The organism is Nocardia aurea (assembly GCF_003123685.1).
GTDB lineage: Bacteria > Actinomycetota > Actinomycetes > Mycobacteriales > Mycobacteriaceae > Nocardia > Nocardia aurea.
In genome coordinates this window covers 701,873-712,904 of the sequence record NZ_QCYJ01000005.1, presented here as the reverse complement: position 1 = coordinate 712,904, position 11,032 = coordinate 701,873, and the positions used below count along the sequence as shown (strand labels likewise).

Here is an 11,032-nt window from a genome sequence, read left to right as displayed (position 1 = left end):
GGGGCGGCGATGCCGTCGGTCTGATCCAGCAACGCCACCAGCAAATGCGCCGGACGAATCTCCGGATTACCCGCGGCCGAAGCCGCCTGCAAAGCGGCGGTCAAAGCCGCCTGGGTCTTGGTGGTGGGATTGAACGAGTCCACGAGCACCTTCCTACGTCATTGATTCACGGTGTCCATTCACACGGCCCGGCCCCGGGATCGGGCGTCGAGCCCGGCCCGCTTTCCGATGCCGCGTTCACACCGTCCAACGTCCAAAAGGTTGAGTCTGTTCCGCTCAAGTTCGACAATTTTCGCCGGGTTCCGAACGGGTGTCGTCCGCGGCCGCGTCCGGTGCTGAACGCTACGCCGCTCACTTCCGAATGCGATGAATCCGGGCGCGCGTGGTGTAGGGATTGCTTAGTGAACGCGGGCACCGCGGCCCACGCGCTCGGCCGGAGACAGGCACGGCCGCCGACAACGAGGTAACCGCCGTTAGTTGACGTCTCAGTATTGATCCCGGACAAGGAGCCAGTCGATGCGCGCGATCGTGGTACGGAAATTCGGAGAGCCGATGGAGACCGCGGAGATGCCGGTACCCGAACCGGGCGCGGGGGCGGTCCAGGTGCAACTGACCGCGGCGGGCGTCAACCCCTTCGACCTGCGCATGGCCACCGGCTACCTGAAGAACGCACTGCCGCACGACTTCCCGATGATCCTCGGGGTCGACGGCGCGGGCACGGTGTCTGCCGTCGGTGCCGGCGTCACTCGATTCGAGGTCGGCGACCGCGTGGTGGGCAAATTCCTGGTGCCACCGGCAGGCCACGGCAGCTTCGCCGAATACTCGGTGCTACCCGAGGACGCCACACTGGTCCATATCCCGGCGAAGATCACCACGCTGGCCGCCGCGGCGCTACCGACGGCCGGGGTCACCGCGCAGGACATGGTCGACGCGGCCGCCATCCGGCCGGGGCAGAAGGTGTTGATCGTCGGGGCGACCGGCGGTGTCGGGTCCTTCCTGGTTCAGCTGTCCAATATCGCGGGCGCGCACGTCATCGCCACCGCCGGACCCGCCGACGCCGACCAGATGGCGCGGCTCGGCGCGGCCGAAACCGTCGACTACCACCGGGCCCCCGTCGAGGATTCGGTGCGCTTCACCCATCCGGACGGCGTGGACGTGCTGTTCGACCTGGTCAGTGCGCCGGACGCGCTGGCCGATCTGACCCGACTCGTCCGCACGGGCGGCGCGGTCTACTCGACCATCGGATCCGCCGACGAACAGCGTCTGCGCGAGCGCGAGATCCGGGGCGGCAATATCGAATCCCGTGGCGCCGCGCCCGAGCTGGCGCGGCTGCTGCACCGGGTGGACGAGGGCGACGTGGTGATCCCCGTCGCCGCCACCGTGCCGCTGTCGGAGGCGGCGTCGGTGATCGGCGCGCCGGGCGCGCGCGGCAAGACGGTGCTGGCCATCTGAACGGCGAGTCGGTGCGATTCCCCTTCCGGCACGAAAAGCGCGACGCGGATATCGAATTCGGCCTCTTCCTGATCCCCGAGGCCGACGACTACGCGCAATTGCTCACGGTGGCCGAATACGCCGACGGCGTGGGTCTGGATCTGATCGGCATCCAGGATCACCCGTACCAGCGCCGATTCCTCGATACCTGGACGCTGATCACGGCGCTGGCCGTGCGCACCTCGCGCATCAGCTACTTCCCCGATGTCGCGAACCTGCCGTTGCGCAATCCGGCGGTTCTCGCCAAATCCGTCGCGTCACTGGACATCATGACCGAAGGCCGCGTGCATCTCGGATTGGGCGCGGGGGCGTTCAGGGACGCCGTCGCCGCCATGGGCGGTCCCCGGCTCAGCGACGGCGACGCGGTGCGGGCCCTCGGCGAGGCGATCGCGGTGGTGCGCGCCATGTGGAGCGACGAACGCGCGGTGCGGGTGGTCGGCAATTTCCACACCCTCGACGGCGCGCACCCCGGACCGACCCCCCGGCACCGGCCCGGCATCTGGCTCGGCGCGAAGGGGCCGAGGATGCTGGCCCTGACCGGATACGCCGCCGACGGCTGGCTCCCGTCCTCGAGCTGGGCCCCGCCGGAATTCCTCGACGAGGCCAACAAACGCATCGATGAGGCCGCCGCGACCGCCGGACGGGACCCGGCCGAGGTACGCCGCGTTTACAACGTCTCCGGCACCATCACCGACGACCGAACCGATCACGGTTTTCTCGAGGGGCCCGTGGCGCGCTGGGTCGACGACCTGGTCGCTCTGCACCGCGACCAGCGCGTCGACGGATTCGTCTTCTGGCCGATCGAGGGCGAACCGCTCGATCAGATCCGCCGGTACGCTGAACAGGTGGTCCCGGCCGTTCGTGCCGAGACCGCGGCTCGATGACCGGGGTGCGCCGACCCCAGCGTGCTGATTCGCGCTGCTTGGCCTCATAATTCCCATCGGGTGGATCCGACGCCCCCTCGACCGTTTGTCGTGGGGTTATCCGGCCGGGTTTGCCCACGGTTCACCGTCGAGCGGGCCCACCCGGCCCCATACCCACACGACCACGGGATTTTTCAGGGATACTTGACGGCGGACCGCCGGTTACGGATACGTCCCTGAGCTACACGAGGGAAAGGAAGCTCCACGTCGTGGATGCGCGTTCGGCAGCGCTGGTCCGCGCCAATTTCCGTGCGGTGATCGAATCACCGCACGGGTCCGAGCGGTTGATCAGCGCGTTCTACGGTCACCTGTTCGCGGATAACCCGCAGTTACGCGAGCTCTTCCCGCCCGCGATGGACATGCAGGCGAAACGTTTGGTGACCGCGATCCAGTTCGTCCTCGACAATCTGGAGGATTGGTCGCGGGCGCAGAAGTTCCTGGAACAATTGGCACGTGACCACCGCAAATACGGGGTGACGGCCGCACACTACGACGCGGCGGGCCGCGCCCTGCTCACCGCGTTCCGGGTTTTCAACGGCGCGGGCTGGCATCGCGGCCTCGAAGAGGGCTGGACCGACATCACGATCCTGATCTCGGCGTCGATGGCCATCGGCGCCAACTCCGACAAATCGCAGCCCTTCTGGGAGGCGACGGTGGTCGGCCATCGCCGGGTGCTGGAGGATCTCGCGATCGTCCGACTGCAATCCGACGGCGTGATCCCCTTCCAAGCGGGCCAGTACGTGCCGGTCGCGATACCGCAGCGGCCGAAGATGTGGCGGTACTTCTCGCCCGCGATCCCGGCCAATCCGTACGGCGAGATCGAATTCCACGTCCGCAAGATCCGGGGCGGCTGGGTCAGCCCGGCGATCGTCAACGAGACCAAGGTCGGCGACCGCTGGCAGGTGGCAGGTCCGCTCGGCGGATTGCATATCGACCGCGAGAGCGGCCGGGACGTGCTGTTGATCGGCGCGGGCACCGGTATCGCGCCGCTGCGCGCTCAGCTCATCGAGATGGGTCAGCGCGGTATCAATCCGAGGGTGCATTTCTTCATCGGCGGCCGCTATCCGTGCGACCTGTACGACGTGGAGAACATGTGGCAGCTCTCGCAGAGCAATCCGTGGCTCACCATCGTGCCGGTATGCGAGCAGAAGACCAACCCGTGGTGGTACCCGCATCCGCCGTCCGATGCCCCGTACGGCATGCATCGGCGGCTGATCGGGAATCTGGGCGCGGTGGTCGCCAGCTTCGGCGCGTGGGCCGATCGCCAGATCCAGATCGCCGGTTCGGCGCGCATGATCGAGGACACCCGCAGGGCCTTGATCGCCGTCGGCACGCCGGAGCACATCATCAGCGCCGATCCGGTATGAGCCTCGATCCACTTCCGGGCGACCGATCGACGCGAACCGCACGGCGCTCACCCGCGCGATGGCGACCACCCGGCCCCACGGACACGTGCGCGCCGATGCGGCATGATCGCCGGATGCCGACCACGGCGACGGCATGCGGGCACACCCGCTGGACACAGGAGAACTGATGACGGATCCGAGCATGCTCGGCAACGGCGCCGCGCCGTTCGAGGCGACGCCCGAGTGGACCGCGACGGTCGTCGGGCACCACCGGTTGCGCCACGATGTCGCCGTGATCCGGCTGATCGGTGAATTCGTACCCTTCGCCGCGGGGCAGTCGGTGGAGGTCAGGGTGCCGCAGCAGCCGGAGGTGCGGCGTCGGCTCTCGCCCGCTCTCCCGCCCTCGCTCGACGGAAAACTGGAATTCCACGTGCGGACGGTGCCGGGCGGATGGCTCAGCGGCCAACTGGTCGTCGATACCGAAGCCGGTGACGAATGGCGGATCTCGGCTCCCGCGGGTTCCTTCCGGGTCGATCCGGACGGCGACGACGTGGTGATGATCGCGGGCGGCACCGGCCTCGCGCCGATGCGGGCGATGATCCTGGAACTGGCCAGACGTCCCGAGCCGCCGCGTACCTATCTGTTCGTCGGCGGACGCTACCCGCGCGATCTGTACGCCGCCGATATGCTGACTCTCCTCGCGGAAGAACTCCCCTGGCTCACCGTGGTTCCGGTGGTGGACAACACCGAGGATCCCTCCTGGATCGATGAGTGGCACCGGCGTTCCCAGGTCGATATCGGCTTCTCACAGGACGAGTTGCTCCAGGGCAGCCTCGCCGATGTGGTCGGCTCGCACGGGGCTTTCACCTCGCATCAGGTGCTGGTCTGCGGGTCGCCCGGGATGACGCGATCGACGGTGGATCGTCTGCTCGAGACCGGGACCCCCGCAGAGCGCATCCAGGTCGAAGGACTCTGATCCACCCGGTGCGGTGATCATCGTCCAGGCGAAGGCCGGGATCCATTCGCAGACTCGCGGATAGTAGTCACCCGCCTGGATCCCGGCCTTCGCCCGGACGAAGAGCCGCCGCCGGGCGGGATCCGGTCAGAACAGCGGATCGTGCCGGATGTTCTTCGTCTCGGTACCGGCCGCCATCAGCCGGAACTTGGTGGTCTGCACCATCGATGGCGAACCGACGATCTGCACATCGCGATCTGCCCACGACCCGAAACCCGCGACGATCTTGCCGATCTGTCCCGTCATCCGTGGTTCCAGACCGGGGAATTCCGGTGTGGGCTCGCCGGAATCGACGTACCACCACGGGTTCTGGTCGTTCTCCGCTACCGGGGTGACGGTGAGCCATTTGTTCGCCACGGCCAGTCGGCTCAGCGTCTCGAGGTCGTACAGGTCGCACGGATAGTGACCGCCGACGAACAGGTGCACCTTGGGATTGGTCCGCCGCTGCGCCATCGACATGATCTGCGCGCGCAGTGGCGCGATTCCGGTGCCGCAGCCGATCATCAGCATCTTGCGCTTGGTGTTGCGCGGCACCCCGAGACCGCCGAGCGGCGAACCGAGCAGCCAGGTCTCCCCCAGCTGGGTCTGGCCGACGATGGCCGGGCTGACCCAGCCGCCGAGCACGCTGCGAATGTGGAATTCGATCTCGCAGTTGGCGTTCGCGGGCACGGCGGGTGAGAGGTAACGCCACATCCGGGGCCGGGACGGCACCTGCACACTCATGTACTGCCCGGCGGCATAGCTCATCGGTTTGTCCAGTTGCAGCCGCACGACGGTGAGATTGCGCAGCACCGAACGGGACTCGACGACGGTGCCCGACCAGACCGCGGGCGTCTTCTCCTGATCGGCCGCGCCGATCATGGTCTCGGCGATGACGGTCAATCCGTCGTCCCAGGCCTGTTCGACCTCGTCGGTCCACATCTCGGTACCGGCGAAGCGGCGCATCGCGGTTTTCAGCGAGGTGGCCACCGCGACGTAATGTTCCGGCTTGACGCCGTATTTGCGATGGTCGCGCCCCAGTTGGGCGAGGAAGGGTAGTAACTTGTTCGGCTCCTCGAGCCGATCGAGCGTGTAGGAGATGGCCTTGACCAGCCGGTCACGCTGCGAGTCCATCGCCGCGGGAAAGAAATCGCGGACGTGGGGGTAGTCCGTGAACAATGTCGCATAGAACGAACTGGCCAGTTTCTCCGGACCCCCCTCCTCCGCAGCAACCGCCTTGAACGTGGTTCTGATCAAAGCGACGGTGCGCGAATCCATTTGCGTCACAACCCCATTTCGCACTCGGAACACATAACGTGCCAGCGAGTGAGGTGCCGCGGGACACTCGTCAGCAGCCGATGCCAAGGAGTGTAGGCGAGGTTTGCCAGCTACGGAACGTCACTGTTAAACATCAAGCGTGTAATTTCCACGAAACGAGGATGGATAATGAGAAACACGCGAGAAACCGACTGAAAGACCGTTAATACCAGGTCAATTCGGACATCCATCTACCGAATTCGCACGATCCGTTTTGCATGCTTCGTCCGAATCCGGTCCACGGAGCGACTTTTCGGCAACTCGAGCGCCGTCACCCGCCGCCGACACGGGGCGAGCGGAGGCGTTACGCGAGCGGGGCGAGGGCTGCGGCGCGGCCTGCGATCCGGCGGCGCGATGCCGAATCCGAACGACCGGATTCGGATCCGGACCCGCTTACCGTCGGCTAACGAATCCGCTCGGCGGGAGGGGAAATCCCGGGGAGTCCGGCCATTTCCGACGCGGACCGGAAATCGGGACCCCTATCGGGAGTTTGCCGAATGGTTTCCCCCGATCGGCACGCACCACCGCGACGCCGGCCCGCCAATCACGACACGATCCCGAATCGGGAGGCGTGTATTTGTCCACAGGTGTGAACAGGGGGCTTGCACAGCTGTGGAAAACGGGCGCGGCCTCCCGCGAAACGACTTCGGGCCCCGGACTCCGGCACACGCGAAGTGCGCCGGGCCGGGGCCCGAAGTTTTCGTGAACTCAGCGCTGGTGGCGTGGTTTCCACACCACCAGTGCGGTACTGCGTTGCGGCGGCGCGAAATCCGGCCGGTACCCCGCACGCAGTCGTTCCAGCTCGGCCGCCATCTCGGCGACGGTCTGCTGCAACTCCTCCACCTGGTTGGTCAATTCGATGATCCGTTTGATACCCGCCAGGTTGACGCCCTCGTCCTGGGACAGTCGCTGCACTTCGCGCAGCAGCTCCACATCCCTGGCCGAATAACGCCGCCCGCCGCCCGAAGTGCGTTGCGGCGTCACCAGTCCGAGGCGGTCATAGGTGCGCAGAGTCTGCGCGTGCATGCCCGCCAACTGGGCCGCCACCGAGATCATGAAGAACTCGGCACGCGAGGCCCCACCGGAGGCCTTCTTCGGATCAGTGGACATTACGCACCTGCCCATCCGGCGCGGGGATCGAACCCGCTGGTCTGTTCCGCCTCCGCGTAGCGTCGCAGCGCTTCGGCGGCACTGTCGTCGAGCTTCTGCGGCACCGCGACCTTGACGGTGACCAGCAGGTCACCGGCGCCGCCGCCGCGCTTGGGCACACCGCGCCCGCGCACCCGCAGAATCCGGCCGTCGGCCGTGCCCGGAGGCACCTTGACCCCGACCCGACCCTCCAGCGTCGGCACGGAAACCGTTGTCCCCAGGACCAACTCACTGTAACTGACCGGCAGCACCAGGGTCAGGTCGTCGCCGTTGCGGCCGAATACCTTGTCCTGGCTGACGTGCACGCTCACGTACAGATCGCCCGAGGGCGCGCCGCGTAATCCCGCCTCACCCTGTCCGGCCAGCCGGATCCGCTGCCCGTCACCGACTCCGGGCGGAATCCGCACCGTGATGGTGCGGGTCCGGTTCTGGATGCCGGTGCCACGGCAGTCGACACAGGGATCGTCGATGATCGATCCGGTGCCCCGGCAGTCGTCGCACGGCTCGCTGAAGCCGAACGCGCCCTGATTGCGGCTGATGACGCCCGCGCCGTTGCAATGCGGGCAGACCCGGGGACTTGTCCCCGGCTTCGCGCCGCTGCCGTGACAGGTGGTGCACGGCGACGGACTGGTCATCCGCAGTGGAACGGTGACGCCCTGCGCGGCCTCGCGGAACCCGAGTGTCGTCTCGGTCTCCACATCGGCGCCGCGGCGCGGACGGTTCGTCGTCCGCGCGCCGCCCCGATTGAACAGACCACCCAGCAGGTCGCCGAGGCCACCGTCGCCCGCGTTGGCGTTGCCGAAGATGTCGCCGATATTGAAATCCTGCGAGAATCCGCCCGCCGCACCGGGGGTGAACCCGCCGCGACCGTAGCCGCCACCCGCGAACAACTTGCGGGTGTCGTCGTACTCCTTGCGTTTGGCCGGATCCGACAGCACGGCGTGCGCCTCGCTGACGGTCTTGAACCGCTCTTCTGCCTTGGCGTCACCCGGATTGGCGTCCGGATGCAGATCACGGGCGAGCTTGCGATACGCCTTCTTGATCTCGTCCTGCGAGGCGCTGGAGGAGACACCCAGTTCCTTGTAGAAGTCCTTTTCGATCCACTCCCGTTGACTCACCCGGTCTCTCCTCCTCTCACGGTGTCGGATACTCGGCGTTCGCGGCTTCCCGCGGGTCTACCGGTTGTTCGCTTCGGCATCAGCATCCGAAGCCTCTGTCTCGGATGGCTCGACCGGTTCGGCCGTGTCGGCCACCGCGTCGGTCACTGCGACGAGCGCGTGCCGAAGCACCCTGTCGCCGAATCGATAACCCTTGCGCATGACGATGCCGATCACCGGATCGTGCCCGGAACCCTCGTGCTGCACGGCCTCGTGCAGGGTCGGGTCGAAGGGATCGCCCTCGGCCCCGAACTCCTCGAGGCCCTGCTTGCGCAGCGCGTCGGCGAGCTTGTCGGCCACCGAACGCAGCGGTCCGGTCTCCAGATCGCCGTGCGCCCTGGCCCGGTCGAGATCGTCGAGCACTCCGAGCAGTTCGGTGACCACCGAGGCCTTCGCCGCGTCGACCGCGGTCTTGCGATCGCGATCGACGCGACGGCGGTAGTTGGCGTATTCGGCCGTCAACCGTTGCAGGTCGGCGGTGCGCTCGGCGAGCTCACCGCTGGTGTCGGCAGGCTCGGGAGCGGCGGCCGAACCGTTCTCGGCCGCCTGCTCCCTGATCTCACCGGTCTCCGGATCGATCTTCCTGTTGTCGACGACGGTGATCGGCTCCTGCTCGGAGTTGCCCTGAGTCACTTCTTCTCCGTGTCGACCGGCTCGTCGACGACCTCGGCATCCACGACCTGGTCATCGTCGGCGGGGTTCGGCGTGCCGTTGCCGTTGGCGGACTGCTCAGCGGCCGACGCCTCGTAGATGGCCTGTCCCAGCGCCTGCGATTCGGTGGCGAGCTTCTCCACCGCGGCCTTCACGGCCGCGATATCGGTGCCCTTCAGCGCCTCGTTCGCCTCGGCGATAGCCGCCTCGACCTTGGACTTCACGTCCGCGGGCACCTTGTCCTCGTTGTCCTTGATGAACTTCTCGGTCTGGTGCACCAGCGACTCGGCCTGGTTGCGGGTCTCGGCCTCCTCGCGGCGGGCCTTGTCCTCGGCGGCATGCGCCTCGGCGTCCTTGACCATCCGGTCGATCTCCTCCTTGGACAGGCCGGAGCCGTCCTGGATCTTGATCGTGTTCTCCTTGCCGGTGCCCTTGTCCTTGGCCGTCACGTGGACGATGCCGTTGGCGTCGATGTCGAAGGTGACCTCGATCTGCGGCACGCCGCGCGGGGCCGGCGGGATACCGGTCAGCTCGAACGATCCGAGCAGCTTGTTGTGCGAGGCGATCTCGCGCTCACCCTGGAACACCTGGATCTGCACCGACGGCTGGTTGTCGTCGGCCGTGGTGAAGGTCTCCGAGCGCTTGGTCGGGATGGTGGTGTTGCGCTCGATGAGCTTGGTCATCACCCCGCCCTTGGTCTCGATGCCCAGCGACAGCGGGGTCACATCGAGCAGCAGGACGTCCTTGACCTCACCCTTGAGCACACCGGCCTGGAGAGCCGCGCCGACGGCGACGACCTCGTCCGGGTTCACGCCCTTGTTCGGCTCCTGACCGCCGGTGAGCTCCTTGACGAGCTCGGTGACGGCAGGCATGCGGGTGGAACCACCCACGAGCACGACGTGGTCGATGTCCTTGACCGAGATGCCCGCGTCCTTGATCACGGACTGGAACGGCGCGCGGGTGCGGTCGAGCAGGTCCGAGGTGATCTTCTGGAATTCGGCGCGGGTCAGCTGCTCGTCGAGGAACAACGGGTTCTTGTCGGCGTCGACGGTGATGTAGGGCAGGTTGATCGAGGTGCTCTGCGAGGAGCTGAGCTCGATCTTGGCCTTCTCGGCGGCCTCGCGCAGCCGCTGCAGCGCCATCTTGTCCTTGGTCAGGTCGATGCCGGCGCTGGCCTTGAACTTGTCGACCAGCCAGGAGACGACGCGCTCGTCCCAGTCGTCGCCACCGAGGTGGTTGTCACCGGAGGTCGCGCGGACCTCGACGACGCCCTCACCGATTTCCAGCAGCGAGACGTCGAAGGTACCGCCACCGAGGTCGAAGACCAGGATGGTCTGTTCCTTGTCACCCTTGTCCAGGCCGTAGGCCAGGGCCGCGGCGGTGGGCTCGTTGACGATGCGCAGCACGTTCAGACCGGCGATCTGGCCGGCTTCCTTGGTGGCCTGGCGCTGGGCGTCCTCGAAGTAGGCGGGGACGGTGATCACCGCGTCGGTGATCTCCTCGCCCAGGTAGGACTCCGCGTCGCGCTTGAGCTTCATCAGCGTGCGCGCGCTGATCTCCTGCGGGGTGTAGCTCTTCCCGTCGATCTCGACGTTCCAGTCGGTGCCGATGTGGCGCTTCACGGAGCGGATGGTGCGGTCGACGTTGGTGACCGCCTGGTTCTTCGCCGGCTGGCCGACGAGGACCTCACCGTTCTTGGCGAACGCGACGACGGACGGGGTGGTGCGCGATCCTTCAGAGTTGGCGACCACAACGGGCTCGCCGCCTTCGAGAACGGCGACGACCGAGTTCGTGGTCCCGAGGTCGATTCCGACCGCACGAGCCATGGTGATTCCTCCTAGTTGACGAAACTTGTCGTGTGGGTGCCGGGCGGGGGGCCGCCCTGCGACGCGGTGGGCCCGAGTCGGGCGTTTCCGCCCTCGGGTACACCACTGCCGCGAGACCTCGCCCCAGACACCTCACGGAGCACGGTCCCAGCAATGCTGAGTGTGGTCGGCTCAATCC

The 11,032-nt window shown here is 66.9% G+C and carries 10 protein-coding genes; 4 read left to right on the top strand and 6 right to left on the bottom strand.

Annotated elements, in window-relative coordinates:
- Window positions 1-143 (bottom strand): Clp protease N-terminal domain-containing protein (locus tag DAT37_RS03840; RefSeq protein ID WP_157978257.1); only part of this gene is annotated, 143 nt, incomplete at its 3' end.
- A gap of 373 nt (window positions 144-516) precedes the next feature.
- Between DAT37_RS03840 and DAT37_RS03835 the strand changes: the two genes are divergently transcribed.
- From DAT37_RS03835 to DAT37_RS03820, 4 genes are all read left to right on the top strand, one after another.
- A complete protein-coding gene (locus DAT37_RS03835) occupies window positions 517-1,452 on the top strand; it encodes an NADP-dependent oxidoreductase (protein ID WP_109523186.1) in 936 nt (311 codons plus the stop codon).
- Between the two features lie 11 nt (window positions 1,453-1,463).
- Complete coding sequence (locus DAT37_RS03830) at window positions 1,464-2,375, top strand: LLM class flavin-dependent oxidoreductase (protein ID WP_198654058.1); 912 nt, start codon at window positions 1,464-1,466, stop codon at window positions 2,373-2,375.
- Window positions 2,376-2,623: 248 nt separating this feature from the next.
- Complete coding sequence (locus DAT37_RS03825) at window positions 2,624-3,781, top strand: FAD-binding oxidoreductase (RefSeq protein ID WP_109523185.1); 1,158 nt, start codon at window positions 2,624-2,626, stop codon at window positions 3,779-3,781.
- 166 nt (window positions 3,782-3,947) lie between these two features.
- Window positions 3,948-4,736 (top strand): FAD-binding oxidoreductase, encoded by a 789-nt coding sequence (locus DAT37_RS03820; protein WP_109523296.1) that lies wholly within the window; start codon window positions 3,948-3,950, stop codon window positions 4,734-4,736.
- A gap of 126 nt (window positions 4,737-4,862) precedes the next feature.
- Here the strand turns inward: DAT37_RS03820 and DAT37_RS03815 are convergent, their stop codons facing one another.
- The 5 genes from DAT37_RS03815 to dnaK form a co-directional block, all read right to left on the bottom strand.
- A complete protein-coding gene (locus tag DAT37_RS03815) occupies window positions 4,863-6,032 on the bottom strand; it encodes a globin domain-containing protein (RefSeq protein ID WP_109523184.1) in 1,170 nt (389 codons plus the stop codon).
- 747 nt (window positions 6,033-6,779) lie between these two features.
- Entirely contained in the window at window positions 6,780-7,181 is a 402-nt protein-coding gene (locus DAT37_RS03810; protein ID WP_109523183.1) for a heat shock protein transcriptional repressor HspR, read from the bottom strand.
- Window positions 7,181-8,338: a molecular chaperone DnaJ gene (gene dnaJ, locus DAT37_RS03805; protein WP_109523182.1), complete on the bottom strand. Its 1,158-nt coding sequence runs from the start codon at window positions 8,336-8,338 to the stop codon at window positions 7,181-7,183. The genes DAT37_RS03810 and dnaJ overlap by 1 nt, the downstream gene beginning before the upstream one ends.
- A 57-nt stretch (window positions 8,339-8,395) precedes the next feature.
- Window positions 8,396-9,010 carry a nucleotide exchange factor GrpE gene (gene grpE, locus DAT37_RS03800; protein ID WP_109523181.1) on the bottom strand — a complete coding sequence of 205 codons (615 nt, stop codon included), beginning with the start codon at window positions 9,008-9,010 and terminating at the stop codon, window positions 8,396-8,398.
- Complete coding sequence (gene dnaK, locus DAT37_RS03795; RefSeq protein WP_109523180.1) at window positions 9,007-10,854, bottom strand: molecular chaperone DnaK; 1,848 nt, start codon at window positions 10,852-10,854, stop codon at window positions 9,007-9,009. The genes grpE and dnaK overlap by 4 nt, the downstream gene beginning before the upstream one ends.
- Window positions 10,855-11,032 lie beyond the last annotated feature (178 nt).